Here is a 17,833-nt window from a genome sequence, read left to right as displayed (position 1 = left end):
GTTCCCACTCCTTTTAGATCTCTTTTTTTGCTTTTCTCTTTTTTTGAATCAAGTAGCCAACCGTAATCAACACACCTAAACCAATCCAAACTATCGGATGATTGAGATGGTGCAATTTTCGCCATTCATGCCCGACGGCTTTCCCGCCCCAAATGAAGATCGCTGACCAAAGGAAAAAGGAAATCGTCGTCACGACGGTAAACGTCCAGCGTGAAACACCAGTTAGACCGGCACCAATTGCAAATCCGATGCGCCACATTGGAGACAGAAGAAGGATATAGCGTCCCTTCGTCTCCATTTGTGTCTGAAACTGGAGCATTTTTGTTTCCGAAATCCGAAACCATTTGAACAAACGATTCAATAACCGTTCACTCCCGAACTGACCAATCGTAAAGAAGAGGTTCTGACTAATGACGAAGCTCACTACAGCGAGGAACACCATGAATAGCAGATTCGCCTGTGCCGTATGCACGAGATATCCTGCATACGCGAGCGGTACTTCGCTCGGTATGAATGGAAACATGAGCGTCATCATGATCCCGATATAACCGTATGATTCCATCCAGTGGTGTCCCATCTTCGCCCTCCCTCTCTCTTTACCAACTATTTCTAGTGTATCGAACTTTCAAGAGGGCGTACAGGAAACGGCTCTTTTTACATCAGAAAGAGCGACTTCTCATAGTGAAGTCGCTCGAATCATTATCTATTTGATTAATACGCATCCTCACTTTGTACTGGTTGCGTACGGCGCTTTTGTTGTTCATCTTGCCAGTCACTGAAACGTGTCAATTCTTCAAAGACTGTTTTCGTGACGAAAAGGATGACCGCGATATCGTCTGCGAAACCAAATCCGAGTACGAAATCAGGTACGAGGTCAATCGGTGACACGAGGTAAATCAACGCTCCGATTACTTTTAAGATCGTCGTACGACGAATGTTGCGATATTCACCTGACTGGTACGCGCGAATCATATCGACGAACAACGTCAACGGTGAGAAGACGACGGACAAACGAGAGTTACCGTTTACCTTTGCAGTTGCTCGTTGTAACAGCGAGTTCGTCTTTTTCGGGCGATCGATATAATCTTTTGCATCTTCGGCATATTGATTTTGTTGTTTTTCTAATTGTTGATTCGAGAATTTCATTCCTATTTTCCCCCATTCTAAAGTAACTTCAACGCTTTTCTATTTCCCTGTTCCTACGGATGATAATCCTGTCAGGTTTCAGGATATGATGGAACGGTAAAAAAAGGAGAGAAGCGTTACAGAAAGGATGATTTTTATGAATCATGTTAATCAAACCGTCATCATTACGGGAGCCGCGAATGGCATTGGTGCAGAACTCGCCCGCACCTACGCTGCGCATGGCGCAAATGTAGTTCTTGCTGACATCGATCAGATGACAGGAGACGAATTAGTTCAACAAATTGAAGAAGATGGTGGGACGGCTTACTTCTATCACCTCGATATCCAACACGAAAAAGACGTTCAACTGTTGATTGAAAAAGCGATTGAACATACTGGTCGTATCGACATCGTCATCAATAACGCCGGTATCATGATTCGAAAACCCTTACTCGAATTGTCACTTGAGGAATGGGATCGGGTTCATCATACGAACCTGCGTAGTATCTTTTTAACGACTAAGGCCGCTACACCTTATTTGAAACAAAGTAAAGGTGGTGGTCGGATCGTCAACCTGGCTTCGACCCGCGCCTTCATGTCGGAACCGCATACAGAATCTTATGCATCGACGAAAGGTGGCATTTTTGCTCTGACCCATGCACTTGCTGTCTCACTCGGAGAAGACGGAATTCTCGTCAACGCGATTGCTCCTGGTTGGATTGAAACCGGTGACTATCAAGAATTATCACCTGAAGACCACAGTCAACATCCAGCTGGTCGCGTCGGAAAACCAAGTGATGTCGCTCGTGCGGCTCTCTATCTAACACACCCGGATAACGATTTCTTGACGGGCGAAACACTGGTTCTAGACGGTGGGATGACACGAAAGATGATTTATGAAGAATGATTCGGACAGAGTGCCTTTCGGGGCACTTTTTCATTTCACAAAAACTATATTTATACCTTTTTCAAACATTAATAAACGTTCAATTTATACGATGTTACAAAAATATATCTTCTGACATCATTCGGAAATCAATCAATTACATAATGATTATTCCTTTCATATCAACATATTCTATTTATTCTTCTGTTCACGCATCATTATTTTCATAAATTCTTCATACTTTCTGCTAGCTTCTCTTGTATTTTTTTAAAAGAATTGTAAAGTGGATTTTCTGATTTTCTTGTTAGAGTGGGATAGGTAACACTTCACAAGGGAAAGGAATGACGCTTAGTTTATGAAACGACCTTTCGGAAAGTCAATCGGGTTATCGCTCATGACACTTACCTTACTCGCAAGTCCGCTCATGACGACGACTCCCGTCGATGCGGCAAGTTCATATAAAGAGAAACAACAACAAAATCAGCAACAACAATCGAAGCAACGCGAGGCGTTGTCTCAAAAAAAGAATCAATTATCTAAAGCACAGCAACAAGTCTACGCCCTGGATCAACAGATTAATGGGCTGACATTACAAGTCGTCGAGAATCAAAAGAAAATCGACGAAAACACGAAACAGATTGCTCGATTAGAAGATAAGATCGAGAAGTTGCAAAAGAAAATCAAGAAACAAGAAAAAATGCTCGGTGATCGTCTGGCGGTCCGTCAGTCGAAAGCCGATAATGCCCCGCTGCTTGAAGCCGTCTTCGGTGCAAAAGATGTCGGTGATATGATCAGTCGTTTCAATGCCTTCAATACGATTGCGGAAAGCGATGCTTCTTTATTAAAAGATTACGAATCAAACAAAAAAGAACTGGCAGCTGCGAAAGAAGAATTGAAGCAGACACGCCAAGACTTGATTGAAGATCGTAATGTTTTAAAAAAGAAACAACGTGAACTCAAAAAAGAAAAACAAAAACGAACAGCACTCTTGAAACGTCTGACGTCACAAAAGAAAAAAATCGAATCCAACATCCTCAGCCTGAAAGAGGCATCGGCCCAACTGAAGGCACAGGAAGCAGCTGAAAAAGCAGCAGCACGAGCAGCAAAGGCAGCTGCTGCAAAACAATCGGCGGCGCCAGTATCTGTTAGCAAGGCTAGTACGAAAGTCATCTCAAAAGCAAAAGGTAAATTCATCAAACCTGCTCAAGGTTCTATCTCGCAAGGAATGGGGGCAGCAAGCGGAAGTAATGGTTATGCGTACCACAATGGAACCGACTTCGCTGGTCCACTCAACTCGCCAATCGTTGCATCTGCAAGCGGGACAGTCATTTTAGCAAGTTCAGGTGGCCCTTACGGCAACCACGTCTATATCTCTCATAATATCGACGGAAAAACGTATACGACCGTGTATGCCCATATGAATGCCTTGAACGTTAAACAGGGACAACAAGTCAAACAAGGACAGCAAATCGGTGTTCTCGGAAGCACCGGTAACTCGACTGGTCCACACTTACATTTTGAAATCCACGATGGTGGATACAAGTATGATGCGAATGGACGGACGAATGAGCTCGATCCAGAAAGCTTCTTCTAAGTCGATTCAAGAAAAAGGGGCTGACTCAAAAAAGAATGACGCGTCTCTTCACGCCCTTTCCTCAGGCGAGACACAAGCCAGTTTTCCTGCTTCATTTAAGCGGGAAAGCGGGTCTTGTTCGTCTCTGACAACGCACAAATGCGTTTTTCCTGTAGGAGTGGCGTGTGACGCGTCATTCTTTTTATTATGAGATAAGGGGGACAGATTGATGATCTGTCCCCCCTTATCTTTGTAGAGACTGACTTTTGAGTCAGCCTCTTGCTGTGTTCATTAAATTTTGAATTGATGTGTCTGACTGTCAAGCGACGTCGTCGTCGATTCGAGTTCTTGCATCAATTGATGAATCTGTTCGAACGAGGCCTGTTGATCACGCATTGAAGCTGCGATCTCTTCATTTCCGGCTGCAAGTTCTTCCATGACACCACTGACTGTACTGACTTGACCAACGACATGGCGGGCTTGTTGTTTCGAATGTACGAGTTGTTTCGTCACATAATCGAGTGTTTCGGTCACACTCGCTACTTTTTGACGCGTCTCACCGAATGCTTGCTGGACGTGCGTAAAGTTCTCGACCTGGTTCGTCTGCTCCCGCTCCGCTTGCACGAGTGCTTCTTGTAAGACAGCCCCGTCCTGACGAATCGAACGGACGAGTGAGAAGATCGAGCGTGTCGCCTCATTTGTCTCGTCCGCTAACTTTTTGACTTCACTTGCCACGACGGCAAATCCACGACCGGCTTCCCCAGCCCGTGCAGCCTCGATAGCCGCATTGAGTGACAATAAATTCGTCTGCGCAGAGACTCCCGCGACGAGTTGTGCCATCTGCTCGATTTGTTGCGTCTGTTCTAAGAAACCTTCCAGTTTCTGACCGAGTTCGCGATTTTGTTCTGTTGACGCGCGAAGTGACCGTGCTTGCTGTTCCATGACGGAACTACTTTGAACCATCACGTGATCGGCCGCTTGTCCTTCTGCATAAGCGGTTTGTGCACGTTGTTCACTCTCCTCGAAGAGCTGTTGCATATCGGACATCGTACTGACTGTCGTCTGGATATCATCCGACACCGTTTGTGTACCACTCGCCATCTCATTAATCGCATGGGTCATGTTACCAGAAACTTCGACGATGTTCGCGTTCTCCGTCGTCGCTTCCGTACTCATCTGACGAATCGTGTTCGACGAGCGACTGATCGTTCCGATGACCTCATGTAAAGTTCCTTGCATCTGCGCAACAGCCGTCTCGAGTCGACCAATCTCATCTTTTCGACCGGATACGACCAGTTCCTGTGACAAGTCTCCATCCGAAATTTGCTCTGCTGTCCGGACGACACGGCTGATCGGTCGCGTGATACTACGTGCGAAGTACCAATTGTATAAGGCTAGACCAATCAGGAGGAGGAATGTCGCGATTAGGACGGTCCGCGTCAAATTCAATGTCTCCTCTTTTGCCTCACGTTGTAAGACATCATAAAATTCCCCATTTTTCGTATGTAACGTATAGAGATCACTAAGGACACCTTCGATTCGTGCAGCATGGGAGCGAATGTCAATCGGATTCACCGCGTCCGTCAGTTCCGTCCGTTTTGCAGCGAGCGTCTTATACTTCATATCCGCCCGGTTCAACTCTTCTTGAAACGCTGGAATCAAATATGTCTTCTGTAGCTGATTCAAAGCTTGCTCGTTCTTCCTACTAAGAGCCTGAACCTGCTCCGCCTGACTCTCAGACGGTTGGCTTGCCAGTCGGTTCCATGCTGCCTGTTCATATAAGAGCTTCGTTTCGAGTTCTGAAATTTCAACGAGTTGTTTCCCGTAGTCTTCGTTATAGGATTGAATTTGACGGAGTTGGAACAAGGTCCATCCCATCAAGATGACGACACTCAAAATCGTCACTAATGTTGAGAGTAAAAATCGTTTCCGTAACGTCATTGGATCGTCACCTTACCTTCGAGCACGTCTTGTTGCAGCTGCTCTAATTTTTTTCGTTCCCCGTCCGTAAAGTTCGTATTACGGATTGGAGCCAACTGGATTGCCCCTTCTTTGACACCTAGGACGACTTGTCCAGATTGGAGTCCTTTTGCATCCACATCTTGTCCGATTTTCGTAATCGCAAGATCAACTTGTTTTAGCATCGACGTCATGACGGCGTCAGGCGCGATCGGGGTCTGATCGCTATCAACACCGATAGCTTTTTTCCCCTTCGTTTGCGCTGCCTCAAGGACGCCGCTCCCTGTTAATCCAGCAGCTGCATATAACACGTCTGCCTTTTTCTGCATCATTTCGTTTGCAAGCGTCCGTCCCTTTTCGGGCGCCGCAAAGTCCTCCGCATATTCGACGAGTACCTTTGTTTTCGGATTGACGGCTTTAGCGCCAGCTATGTATCCTTTTTCGAACTTCTCAATCAAAGGCGACTTCATCCCACCGACGAAACCAATCGTATTCGTCTTGGTTTGGATTCCTGCAGCGGCACCCGCTAAGTAGCTTCCTTCGTCCTCTTTGAACGTAACCGAGAGTACGTTCGGTAACGTCGAGACGGCATCAATCAAGGCGAATTGTTGTTTCGGATATTTTTTAGCGACGGTCTCAAGATCTGTCTGCCCCATGTAGCCGAGTCCGACGATAACGGTCGGCTTCTTTTTCGCTAACGCTTCGAATGCTGTTTTATAGGTCTTCGTTTCGTTTAATTCCCGGTAATCGATCGACCAGCCTTCCTTCTCCCGTAACAACGCCATACCGCTCATCGCTGCATCGCTGAATGATTGATCGCCAAGACCAACGTCCGATAAGACGACCGCCATTTCCTTTCGCTCCTTGACTGCCCGTTCTGGATCATCGATGACACTACCGCATCCTGCAAGGCTTAGTGTCGATGCCAGTATGATTCCGCTCCACCGTTTCATTCATTCCACATCCTTCCGACATTCTACATCTGATTATCGGAAGCGATGTCTGACTTCTTAATACAAAATTTAAATTCAGAATAGTCCCATAACACAAAAAAACGCCCCTCTAAAAAAGAGGGACATGTCAGATATTCTTAGTAATCGCTATCAGACGTACCACCTGTAACGATTGCGATTCCTGCTGATGCACCAATGCGTGATGCACCTGCATCGATCATTGCTTTTGCACCTTCGAAGTCACGAACGCCACCAGATGCTTTAACACCGATGTCAGGACCAACTGTCTCACGCATGAGACGGATGTCTTCGACTGTTGCACCACCTGTTGAGAAACCAGTCGATGTCTTCACGAAGTTAGCACCTGCTTTAACTGAAAGTTCAGCAGCTGTTTTGATTTCTTCTTTTGTAAGAAGGCAGTTTTCGAAGATGACTTTAACGAGTGTACCGTTTGCCGCTTCGACAACCGCACGAATGTCACGTTCAACTAACTCAAGATCGCCATCTTTTAATGCACCGATGTTTAGAACCATATCGATTTCTGTCGCACCGTTTTGAATGGCATCTTTTGTTTCGAATGCTTTCACTTCTGGCGTGTTTGCTCCAAGTGGGAAGCCGATGACTGTACAGACTTTGACGTCATCATCTGATTTTAAGAGTTCTGCTGCTAACGCGACGTATGTCGGGTTAACACAGACGCTTGCGAATTTGTATTCTAATGCTTCTTTACAGAGTGTCTCGATTTGAGCACGTGATGTTTCTGGCTTCAGTGCCGTATGGTCGATCATTCCTGCTAAATTCATGATTGTTGTCCTCCTTAAGGGTATCCCTTAGACTCTGATTTTATTCTATCACGCAAGAGGTCTGACTTCTATCTTTTTACGCGACTTTTCGAAGCTGTTTTTTTCGAATCCAGACTCCATTGAGCGTAAAGACGATCGCTGCTGTCCAAATACATGTAAACGCCACCATGTGTGTTTTAGTAAACGGTTCATGATAGAGCAAAACACCGAGTCCGAGCGACAAGGTCGGTGCGACGAATTGAAGGAATCCGACCCATGTGAACGGAATTCGTTGTGCCCCGAATCCAAATAACAAAAGTGGCACGGCGGTAACGATCCCGGTCAAGATAAGTCCGGTCATCGTACCGATCGATTCAGTCATCGAAGACGTTCCCTGTACTTGCCAATAGCCGAGGAAAATCAAAGCAAGCGGAAGTGGCGCCATCGTCTCAAGCGTCAGACTGACCGTTGATTCCAGCGGTCGCCGCTTTTTGACGACGCCGTAAAAGCCGAAGCTTAAGGCAAGCGCAATCGAGATCCATGGAAATTCGCCGTAGCCAATCGTTAAAATCAGAACACCGATCGTCGCAAGGACAATCGAGATCCATTCAATCCGTGAGAGCTTTTCTTGAAAGAAGAAGACACCAAAGACGATGCTGACGAGCGGATTGATGTAATAGCCGAGCGACGCCTCAACAATGAATTGATGATTGACAGCCCATATGTAGATGAACCAATTCAAGCTGATGATCAGTCCATTTAAGAAAAAGAGTCGGCGCGTGAACGGATCACGCAATGCCGTCTTCCATTTTCCAAGTGCTTTTTGAAACGACAGTAAGATGAGTAGAAATAGAAACGACCAGATGATCCGGTGCGCTAGTATCTCTTCACTCGGTACATTAGCGAGCATCTTCCAGTAAAGCGGTAAGAGCCCCCAAATGATATATGCGACAAGCGTCGCAAAAAATCCCGATAGATTCACATAATCCCTTCTTTCGTTATGATACCTTCTTCATCCGTATCTTTCCTGCTGATAAACCGCTGATCGTAAACAAAGCAACGGCAATCCAAATGAACAGAAAAGCGATGAAGTGAATCGTCGTAAAGACGTCATTAAATAGATAAATTCCAAGTAGTAGCGTCAACGTTGGTGCAATGTACTGCAGAATTCCGACATAGACAAACGGGATTTTCGGCATCCCGTATCCAAATAACATCAATTGGACTGCTGTTGCGATTCCGAGCATGATGATCGCAATCAGCGCACTCGTCGGCATCGCAAGCGGTTGACTATCTGTCACACCAAGCGTCAAGAGAGCGAACGGGAGCGTGACCAGTGTCTCTAAAAATAATCCGGATAATGGTTCAGCTGCTGCCTTTTTCTTTAGTACACCGTAAAATGCGAACGAGACGGCAAGTGAAAAGGCGATGATCGGAAATTGACCATAACCGAGCGTTAAAATCATCACACCGATGATTGCTGATAAAATCGCAATCACTTGCGGACGCGTCAATCGTTCCTTAAAAAAGATCAAACCGAACAAGACGCTGACGAGGGGATTGATGTAATACCCGAGTGACGACTCAACGATATACCCTTCCCCGATGGCGTACAGATAGAGCGACCAGTTCCCGCCTAACACGAGACCTGCCGCAAGCACGGTATAGCGCTGACGTTTGTTTTGCCATAATTGACGAACGAATTGGAATTTCTTCGTCAGGCGTAACAACAGTGTCACGAAGATGAACGCACTCAAAATCCGAATCGAAACGACCGTCCATGCTGGAATACCAGTTGCAAATACTTTGTAGATCGGCAACAGTCCACCAATCACGTAAGCGACGAATGTCGCACTCATACCCCTTTTATCCACGGTCATCCCCCTTATGTATGAAGAAAGCCGCCAGTGGCGACTTTCATTGAACCTTATTGCCCGTCAAGCGTCGTAAACAACTCGCGTAATTCCTCTTCTGTCAAATCACGCCAAGAACCAATCGGTAAATCGCCAAGCTCGATGTTCATGATCCGAACGCGTTGGAGACGCTTAACTCGGTAGCCGAACTCTTTACACATACGGCGAATCTGACGATTTAACCCTTGCGTCAAAATGATCCGGAATGTCCGTGTCTCAAGTGGTTCAACGATGCATTCCTTCGTTGTCGTACCGAGAATGTCAACACCACTCGCCATCCCTTGAATGAACGTATCCGTAATTGGTGCATCGACGGTTACGATATATTCTTTGTCGTGATTGTTTTCTGCTCGTAAGATCCGGTTAACGATATCACCGTCATTCGTCAACAGAATCAAGCCGTCTGAATCTTTATCGAGGCGACCGATTGGGAAAATCCGCTTCGGATGATTGACGAAATCGATGATGTTTCCTTCGATATCAAGCTCTGTCGTACACGTGATGCCGACTGGTTTATTTAAGACGATGTAGACAGGTTTTGGTTTTGTCTGAAGCGGCTGACCGTCGATTTCGACGACGTCCGTCTCTTCAGCTTGCGAGCCGAGTTCTGCTGTCAGACCGTTGATCGTCACACGACCTGCTTCGACTAATTTATCGGCAGCACGCCTTGAGCAAAAGCCCGTTTCGCTAATGAATTTGTTGATTCGCATGAATGATATCCTCTTTCCTTAATTGAACTGTATTCAGTGTAGCGCATTCCTGAAATGAAAACAAAAAAAGTGGCAAAGAAAACCAGAGGTTCCCTTTGCCCTTTCGATTAGACTGCAGCATCTTTGAGTGTCTGCATGATACGAACGAATTGACCATCATTCATCGGATAGCCCGCTTTCGTGATTTTGACACGAACGAGTTGTCCGATCATTGACTCATCGCCTTCGATTGCAACACGCAGATAGTTATCCGTATAACCGACGAGACGACCGCCTGCTTCTTCCGAGAATTCTTCCGGAATGATTTCAAGCAGTTCTCCCTCATATTTCGAAGCATATTCCTTCGCGAGTTGATCCGATAAGGCGATCAAACGCGCGACGCGTTCTTCTTTGATTGATTCCTCGACTTGATCGTCCATCATCGCAGCTGGTGTTCCTGTCCGTTTCGAGTACGGGAAAACATGCAATTCACTGAACTTATGATCATTGATGAAGTTGAACGTTTCCATGAACTCTTCTTCCGTCTCACCTGGGAAACCAACGATGACATCTGACGTGATTGCACAGTCAGGCAGGACTTCCTTCAAACGCGTAATCCGTTCTCCGAATTCTGCCATCGTATACTTCCGGCGCATACGGCGAAGGACCGTATCGGATGCAGACTGGATCGGAACGTGCAAGTGACGAACGACAATCGGTGAATCCTTCAGGACATCAAGTACCTCGTCCGTGATTTGACTCGCTTCGATCGACGAAATCCGTAAACGTTCGAGTCCATTGACGGATTCGAGTGCTTTAAGTAATTTCGCTAAGTTGTAGTCTTTTAAGTCTTCTCCGTAGCCACCTGTATGGATGCCCGTCAAGACGATTTCTTTATAACCCGCATCAACGAGCTGTTGTGCTTGCTTCAAGACATCTTCTGGTTGACGAGACCTCATGAGACCACGCGCCCATGGGATGATACAGAACGTACAGAAATTGTTACAGCCTTCCTGAATTTTCAGAGAAGCCCTTGTCCGGTCCGTAAAGGCCGGTACATCCAGTTCTTCATAGACTTTTGCTTTCATGATGTTTCCGACCGCATTGATTGGCATGCGTTCTTCACGGAATTGTTCGATGTATCCAATCATTTTATGCCGATCTTGTGTTCCGACGACGACATCGACGCCAGGAATCGCCATGATTTCAGCAGGAGATGTTTGGGCATAACAGCCCGTTACGCAGATGACACTATCCGGATTTTGGCGAATCGCCCGTCGGATGACTTGGCGACTTTTCTTATCTCCGGTATTCGTGACCGTACATGTATTGACGACATATACGTCCGCATGATCAGCAAAATCAACGCGTGCGTAACCAGCGTCCTTGAACAGTTGCCAGACAGCTTCTGTTTCGTAATGGTTGACTTTACAGCCAAGCGTTTGAAAGGCAACAGTTGCCATTTCGTTCACCCTTTCAATTCAAAATGATACGAGACGGCGGAAAGGACATAAAATGGTGCCGTTTCCGTCCGTAAGATGCGGCGCCCTAGAGCGGCTTTTTTAAAACCGGCATCCGTCAAACGTGCGATTTCTGCTTCAGCGAACCCACCTTCAGGTCCGATGACGACAAGAAGAGAATCTCCCTCTTGCAGCCCAGCAAGCGTCGTAGCGAGGACGGAAGCCTCCCCTTGTTTCGCTGATTCTTCATAGGCAACCAGACAAGCCGTATAGTTCGATGCATCCTGTAAGACTTCATCATACGCCACGAAGTCGACCGTCGGCAAGTGGGCACGGTACGATTGTTCCGCTGCTTCCTTGACGATTTTTTCGAGTCGTTCAATCTTTTTCGGAACCTTCTTCTGATCCCATTTCGAGACGGAACGGTCGGCTTCGAAAATCCGTAGATGATGGATCCCGAGTTCCGTTGCTTTTTGGGCAACGAGTTCGATCTTATCACCTTTTGGCAATCCATGGGCGATCGTCACACGAATCGGTAATTCCGTCTCGATCGGTAGAGTCTCTTCGATCCGGGCAGAAGCCGCTTGTTTATCGAGTGCTTCCAGGCGGCACCGGTAAAGACCTGTTCCATCGAGCACGAGAATCTCTCCGCCGACTTCCATCCGCATAACGTTTTTCATATGGTGTGCATCATCTTTCGGGAGATGAAAAACATCTCCCTGACGCATCGAAGGTTCGACGAAATACCGTTGCATGCGCTTATGCCTCCCGTTTCGCGATGATTGCGACCCAGTCCTCAAGCTTCGTCGTCTCGACGATCGTAAATCCTGCTTCTTGCATCGCTTGTACGACCATATCTTTTTTCTGACTAATGATACCGGAAGCGATAAAATGCCCACCTGGTAACGTCAGCGTATAGGCATCCTTGACGAAGAGGAGAATGACTTCCGCTAAGATATTCGCGACGATCAACTCGACCGGCTCACTCAATTCCTTCATCAAATCGCCTTGACGGACCGTGATCTGCTCACTGACGTTGTTCAAAGCGACGTTTTCCATCGCTGATTTGACAGCGACTTCGTCTAAATCGAGTGCAAAGACATCCTTTGCCCCAAGCTTCGCAGCTGCAATCGCTAAGACACCGGATCCTGTACCGACATCGACGACACGATCTTGCTCTTGCAAGTAGTTTTCGATTGCTTGAATGCAAAGAACCGTCGTCGGGTGTGTTCCCGTTCCGAACGCCATGCCTGGATCGAGCTCGATGATCTTTTCATCCGGCTGTGGCGTGTAGTCTTCCCACATTGGGACGACTGTCAGGTGGCGGCTGATCTTGACCGGTTTATAGAATTGTTTCCATGAATGTGCCCAGTCTTCTTCATCTACTTGAGTCAGCGTGACAGCACCCGTGCCAATCGACAGACCGAAGTTCGTCAATTGTTGGATGTCCTGTTCGATGCCTTTGATCGTGTCCGTCAAATCGCTGCTTTCTGCAAGATACGCCTTCACGAGTACACCTTGTGTCGGATACTCGTCTCGTTTCGTCTCATCCCAAATTTCACCGAAGTTATCTTCGCGGTGGGACATCATCTCGAAATCTTCGACGTCCTCGATAACGACTCCGCTTGCTCCCGCTTCATGTAAGATGTTTGAAACTGCTTCGATGGCTTCTTGTGTCGTATGGACACAGATCTCTGACCATTTCATTTCTTGTCACGCTCCTCTGTAGTGATCACCCTGTAAAGAATGTCTTGATCCGGCTGAAGACACCTTCGTGTTGCTCTTCGACACCTTTTTCATCGCTGATTTCATTGAATTCCCGTAAGAGTTCTTTTTGACGTTCCGTCAGATTCTTCGGTGTAATGACGACGACATTGACGTACTGGTCGCCATGGTGACCGGATCGAACGTTCGGCATCCCTTTTCCGCGGAGACGGAATCGTGATCCTGTCTGTGTTCCGGCTGGAATCTTCAGACTGACCTTACCGTGAACAGTCGGCACTTCGATCTCATCGCCCAGTGTTGCTTGCGCGAATGTAAGTGGCATATCCATGACGATATGATCGTCGACACGTTCGAACAGTTCATGTGCTGCGACACGAACGACGACATACAAGTCACCTGCTGGTCCACCGTTGACACCGGCTTCCCCTTTACCTGCTAAGCGGATTTGTTGCCCATTGTCGATCCCTGCTGGAATTTTGACACGGACATCTTTGTTTTTGCGAACGCGACCGGCTCCACGACATGTTTCACATGGCTCCTTGACGATTTGTCCACGGCCATGACATGTCGAACATGTCGTTTGGTTGACGACACGACCGAACATCGTGTTTTGTTCGACGTTGATGTGACCCGAACCACCGCATCGTTTACATGTTTCCGGATGTGTTCCTGGTTTAGCACCCGAACCATGACATGTACCGCAATCTTCTTCGACTGGAATCGTGATCGTCTTCTCGACGCCTGTGACCGATTCCATGAAGTCGATTTCCTCGACGTATTGTAAATCCTGTCCTTTACGTGGTGCGTTTGGATCTTGACGACGTCCGCCACCGAAGAACATGTCGAAGATGTCGCCAAATCCTTCAGCTCCACTGAATCCACCGCCACCTTGTGATGGATCTTGGTGACCGAATTGGTCGTAACGTGCTCGTTTATTGTCATCGGACAACACTTCATACGCTTCCGATAATTCCTTGAATTTCGCATCCGCATCTGCTTCCTTGTTGACGTCCGGGTGGTACGTCCGGGCAAGCTTACGGTACGCGCGTTTGATTTCCGCTGATGAGGCATCGCGCGCGACGCCTAGTACTTCATAATAATCGCGTTTTTCCACGTGCAGTCTTCCTCTCTCGATTCCGATTCATTTCATACTGTTTGATTTTACCGAACTTCGTGCGACATGGAAAGAGCCAAAGCGCGGATACGCTTTGGCTCTCTCTAGCGCCCGAAAAATCGGTCGGATGAATTACTTGTTGTCTTTCTCGTCGACTTCTTCGAACTCAGCGTCCATGACGTTGTCGTCTTGACCACCAGCTTGTGCGCCTTCAGCGCCAGCTTGTTGCTGTGCCATGTTCTCGTAGACTTTTTGTGTCAACTCTTGAACGACTGTCGACAATTCGTCTTTTGCAGAACGGATTGCTTCGATGTCTGTTCCTTCGAGAGCTTTCGTTACTTTTTCTTTTGCAGCTTCTGCTTTTTCTTTATCAGCGTCAGCGACTTGCTCACCGAGGTCTTTGATTGCTTTATCTGTTGCGAAGACGAGTTGGTCTGCTTCATTGCGTAATTCGACTTCTTCTTTACGCTTGTTGTCTGCGTCCGCGTTTGCTTCTGCATCTTTGACCATTTGCTCGATGTCCGCTTCAGTCAAACCGCTTGATGATTGGATCGTGATTGACTGTTCTTTGTTCGTTCCGAGATCTTTCGCAGAAACGTTAACGATACCGTTCGCATCGATGTCGAATTTAACTTCGATTTGTGGCACGCCACGTGGTGCTGGCGGAATATCCGTCAATTGGAAGCGACCAAGTGTTTTGTTATCTGCTGCCATTGGACGTTCCCCTTGGAGGACGTGGATGTCAACAGCTGGTTGGCTGTCTGCTGCAGTCGAGAAGACTTGTGATTTCGAAGTCGGGATCGTTGTGTTACGATCGATCAATTTCGTCATCACGCCACCCATTGTCTCGATACCGAGTGAGAGTGGAGTTACGTCGAGAAGAACGACGTCTTTGACGTCTCCTGTCAATACGCCACCTTGAACCGCTGCACCGAGGGCAACGACTTCATCCGGGTTAACCCCTTTGAACGATTCTTTACCAGTGAAGTCTTGGATTGCTTTTTGAACTGCAGGAATACGAGTCGAACCACCAACGAGGATGATTTTGTCGATTTTGTCTGGTGTCAGACCTGCATCGTTCATAGCACGGCGTGTTGGTTCCATCGTACGTTCAACGAGATCTGCTGTGAGATCGTCGAATTTCGCGCGTGAAAGTGTCATTTCCAAGTGAAGTGGACCTGATGCGCCAGCTGTGATGAACGGAAGGCTGATTTGTGTTGAAGAAACACCTGAAAGGTCTTTTTTCGCTTTTTCAGCTGCATCTTTCAAACGTTGAAGCGCCATCTTATCTTGAGCAAGATCGATGCCATTTTCTTTTTTGAATTCTGCTACGAGATGGTCGATGATTTTTTGGTCGAAATCATCTCCACCAAGACGGCTGTCACCAGCAGTTGAAACAACTTCAAAGACGCCATCACCGAGTTCAAGGATCGACACGTCGAACGTACCGCCACCAAGGTCATAGATGAGGATCGTGTGATCTTCGCCTTTTTCGAGACCGTATGCGAGTGCTGCCGCTGTAGGCTCGTTGATGATCCGTTTTACATCAAGACCAGCAATCGTACCAGCGTCTTTTGTCGCTTGGCGTTCTGCATCGTTGAAGTAAGCAGGTACTGTGATGACAGCTTCTGTGACTTTTTCACCGAGGTAGTCTTCTGCTTGCGCTTTTAGTTTTTGAAGGATGATCGCAGAGACTTCTTGTGGTGTGTAGTCTTTGCCTTCAACTTCTACTTTATAGTCCGTACCCATATGACGCTTGATCGACATGATCGTGTTCGGGTTCGTGATCGCTTGACGTTTTGCGACTTCCCCTACTTGACGCTCGCCGTTTTTGAATGCGACGACAGATGGTGTCGTACGGTTTCCTTCTGCGTTAGCGATGACGACTGGTTCGCCACCTTCCATTACTGCAACACATGAGTTCGTTGTACCTAAGTCAATACCGATGATTTTTGCCATGATCTATTTCCTCGCTTTCAATGATTGGAATAATAAAGTGCAAGCTGATTACTCAGCTACTTTAACCATACTCGGACGAATCACACGATCGTGCAATTTGTACCCTTTTTGAAATTCAGCGATGACGACGCCTGATTCGTGTTCTTCGCTCGCTTCTTGAACGACCGCTTGGTGTAAGTTCGGATCGAACGCTTCACCGACAGCTGGAATCTCGACGACGCCTTCATTTTGAAGCGTTTCGACGAGTTGACGTTTTACCATCTCGACACCCGTCAAGACAGATTTCGTCTCCTCGTTTTCCGTCTCGATTTGGAGCGCCCGGTCCAAGTTATCGACGAGTGGCAACAGCTTTTCGACAATCGCTTGTGAAGAATACTTCGCGCGGTTCTCTGCTTCGACACGGTTACGACGCTTGAAGTTCTCAAAATCCGCACGGAGGCGTAATTCTGAAGCTTTTGCTTCTGCGAGTTGTGCTTCGAAGTCTGGCTTCTCGTCTTCGACGAGATCCGCTTGGATGACTTCTTCTTCTGTGACTTCGACGGTTTCAGTCGGCTCTGTCACGTTTTCTTCTTGTTGGAGGTTTTGATTCTGTTCTTTTTCTTCCACTCTGAATCGAGCCCCTTTCTATATTCAATCCAAATTGTTCTTATGCAATTCGGTTTGGAATGCTTGAAGTAGATGGATGATCGAGTTGATTCCCCGGTTGTAATCCATCCGTTTCGGTCCGATCAATGCCAGTGTCCCAATTGAGACACCGTCGACCGAATAATGGGCCCGGATGACGCTACAATCTTTTAATGCATCCATATTGTTCTCACTCCCGATCGTAATCAAGATTTGATTATCGAGATTCGGTCGTAGGAAATCGAGAACAGCTTCTTGCTGTTCGATCAGTTCGAGAACAGGTCTTAATTTTGCGACGTCCTGAAATTCAGGCTGATCGAACATGTTGGCTTTCCCGCCCAAATAAATGAACGGTCGCTCCTCTTGATCCGTCAAGACGAGATCAAGTGCTTTCGAGAGCAATACCGTCTGCTCAGAATGCTCTGAACGGAAGCGACGGATTTCCTCAAGCAGACGACTGCGTAAGGCTGAGAGCGGCGTACCGCGCAACGTCTGGTTCAGACGTTCCATCAGTCGGCTCGCTGCTTCCTGGGACAACGCTTGATTCAATTGCAATGTCTTGTGTTCAACATGTCCCGTCTCCGTGACGAGAACGATGACGACACGACCTTCGGCAAGAGGAATCAATTCTAGATGATGCAGGCGTTGTCCGTCTTCTTTTGGTCCAAGTACAAGTGTCGTGTAATGGGTTAAATCACTCAACAGGTCTGCTGTGTGCCGAATCAACCGATCATTCTCATTCACGGAATGGGCAAAGAGTGATTTCAATGCCTGTGCTTCTTTTGGTGTGATGTTTTCCGGACGAATCAGATGGTCGACATAAAAACGATATCCGAGTTCAGAAGGAATCCGTCCTGCGGAAGTGTGTGGCTTTTCAATCAGACCCATCTCTTCGAGGTCCGCCATCTCGTTACGAATGGTCGCGGAACTGAACGTCACGTCGTCTCGTTTTGAGAGCGTCCGTGAGCCGACGGGTTGAGCAGTCTTGATATAATCATCGACGATTGCACGTAAAATCAACAATTGACGATCCGTCAGCACCTTCTTCACCACCTTATTTTGTTAGCACTC

The 17,833-nt window shown here is 47.2% G+C and carries 17 protein-coding genes; 2 read left to right on the top strand and 15 right to left on the bottom strand.

Annotation, left to right across the window (positions count from 1 at the left end):
* Window positions 1-13: 13 nt before the first annotated feature.
* Entirely contained in the window at window positions 14-577 is a 564-nt protein-coding gene (locus Q9R23_RS00725; protein ID WP_290754719.1) for a DedA family protein, read from the bottom strand.
* A 134-nt stretch (window positions 578-711) separates the two neighbouring features.
* Window positions 712-1,146, bottom strand: a complete 435-nt coding sequence (locus Q9R23_RS00720; RefSeq protein WP_029341012.1) for a YkvA family protein — start codon at window positions 1,144-1,146, stop codon at window positions 712-714.
* A 136-nt stretch (window positions 1,147-1,282) separates the two neighbouring features.
* Between Q9R23_RS00720 and Q9R23_RS00715 the strand changes: the two genes are divergently transcribed.
* Both Q9R23_RS00715 and Q9R23_RS00710 read left to right on the top strand, forming a co-directional pair.
* Window positions 1,283-2,032, top strand: a complete 750-nt coding sequence (locus tag Q9R23_RS00715) for an SDR family NAD(P)-dependent oxidoreductase (protein ID WP_290754717.1) — start codon at window positions 1,283-1,285, stop codon at window positions 2,030-2,032.
* A gap of 334 nt (window positions 2,033-2,366) precedes the next feature.
* Window positions 2,367-3,605 carry a murein hydrolase activator EnvC family protein gene (locus Q9R23_RS00710; protein WP_290754715.1) on the top strand — a complete coding sequence of 413 codons (1,239 nt, stop codon included), beginning with the start codon at window positions 2,367-2,369 and terminating at the stop codon, window positions 3,603-3,605.
* Window positions 3,606-3,875: 270 nt separating this feature from the next.
* On the opposite strand, the gene Q9R23_RS00705 is transcribed toward Q9R23_RS00710, so the two are convergent.
* The 13 genes from Q9R23_RS00705 to hrcA form a co-directional block, all read right to left on the bottom strand.
* Complete coding sequence (locus Q9R23_RS00705) at window positions 3,876-5,525, bottom strand: methyl-accepting chemotaxis protein (RefSeq protein WP_214854804.1); 1,650 nt, start codon at window positions 5,523-5,525, stop codon at window positions 3,876-3,878.
* On the bottom strand, window positions 5,522-6,496 hold the full coding sequence (locus Q9R23_RS00700; protein ID WP_056060078.1) for a BMP family lipoprotein: 975 nt from the start codon (window positions 6,494-6,496) through the stop codon (window positions 5,522-5,524). Before Q9R23_RS00700 ends, Q9R23_RS00705 begins: the two co-directional genes overlap by 4 nt.
* A 137-nt stretch (window positions 6,497-6,633) precedes the next feature.
* Window positions 6,634-7,299: a deoxyribose-phosphate aldolase gene (gene deoC, locus Q9R23_RS00695; protein ID WP_023467449.1), complete on the bottom strand. Its 666-nt coding sequence runs from the start codon at window positions 7,297-7,299 to the stop codon at window positions 6,634-6,636.
* A 76-nt stretch (window positions 7,300-7,375) separates the two neighbouring features.
* Window positions 7,376-8,260, bottom strand: coding sequence for an EamA family transporter RarD (gene rarD / locus Q9R23_RS00690; protein ID WP_214854802.1), 885 nt, complete (start codon window positions 8,258-8,260; stop codon window positions 7,376-7,378).
* 16 nt (window positions 8,261-8,276) lie between these two features.
* Entirely contained in the window at window positions 8,277-9,158 is an 882-nt protein-coding gene (rarD, locus tag Q9R23_RS00685; RefSeq protein WP_290755126.1) for an EamA family transporter RarD, read from the bottom strand.
* Between the two features lie 47 nt (window positions 9,159-9,205).
* Window positions 9,206-9,901: a 23S rRNA pseudouridine(2604) synthase RluF gene (rluF, locus tag Q9R23_RS00680; protein WP_223041446.1), complete on the bottom strand. Its 696-nt coding sequence runs from the start codon at window positions 9,899-9,901 to the stop codon at window positions 9,206-9,208.
* Between the two features lie 107 nt (window positions 9,902-10,008).
* Window positions 10,009-11,343 carry a tRNA (N(6)-L-threonylcarbamoyladenosine(37)-C(2))-methylthiotransferase MtaB gene (gene mtaB, locus Q9R23_RS00675; RefSeq protein WP_023467445.1) on the bottom strand — a complete coding sequence of 445 codons (1,335 nt, stop codon included), beginning with the start codon at window positions 11,341-11,343 and terminating at the stop codon, window positions 10,009-10,011.
* A 5-nt stretch (window positions 11,344-11,348) separates the two neighbouring features.
* Window positions 11,349-12,095, bottom strand: a complete 747-nt coding sequence (locus Q9R23_RS00670; RefSeq protein WP_214854793.1) for a 16S rRNA (uracil(1498)-N(3))-methyltransferase — start codon at window positions 12,093-12,095, stop codon at window positions 11,349-11,351.
* Between the two features lie 4 nt (window positions 12,096-12,099).
* A complete protein-coding gene (gene prmA / locus Q9R23_RS00665; protein ID WP_290782364.1) occupies window positions 12,100-13,047 on the bottom strand; it encodes a 50S ribosomal protein L11 methyltransferase in 948 nt (315 codons plus the stop codon).
* 25 nt (window positions 13,048-13,072) lie between these two features.
* Window positions 13,073-14,179 carry a molecular chaperone DnaJ gene (gene dnaJ, locus Q9R23_RS00660; protein WP_023467442.1) on the bottom strand — a complete coding sequence of 369 codons (1,107 nt, stop codon included), beginning with the start codon at window positions 14,177-14,179 and terminating at the stop codon, window positions 13,073-13,075.
* A 132-nt stretch (window positions 14,180-14,311) separates the two neighbouring features.
* Entirely contained in the window at window positions 14,312-16,138 is a 1,827-nt protein-coding gene (gene dnaK / locus Q9R23_RS00655; protein ID WP_035398411.1) for a molecular chaperone DnaK, read from the bottom strand.
* Window positions 16,139-16,186: 48 nt separating this feature from the next.
* Entirely contained in the window at window positions 16,187-16,744 is a 558-nt protein-coding gene (gene grpE / locus Q9R23_RS00650) for a nucleotide exchange factor GrpE (protein WP_023467440.1), read from the bottom strand.
* A 24-nt stretch (window positions 16,745-16,768) separates the two neighbouring features.
* Window positions 16,769-17,803 carry a heat-inducible transcriptional repressor HrcA gene (hrcA, locus tag Q9R23_RS00645; RefSeq protein ID WP_035409289.1) on the bottom strand — a complete coding sequence of 345 codons (1,035 nt, stop codon included), beginning with the start codon at window positions 17,801-17,803 and terminating at the stop codon, window positions 16,769-16,771.
* Between the last annotated feature and the right edge of the window lie 30 nt (window positions 17,804-17,833).

The organism is Exiguobacterium sp. BRG2 (assembly GCF_031844245.1).
In the GTDB taxonomy this organism is placed as follows: Bacteria; Bacillota; Bacilli; order Exiguobacteriales; family Exiguobacteriaceae; genus Exiguobacterium_A.
This window is presented reverse-complemented; position numbering and strand designations above follow the sequence as displayed.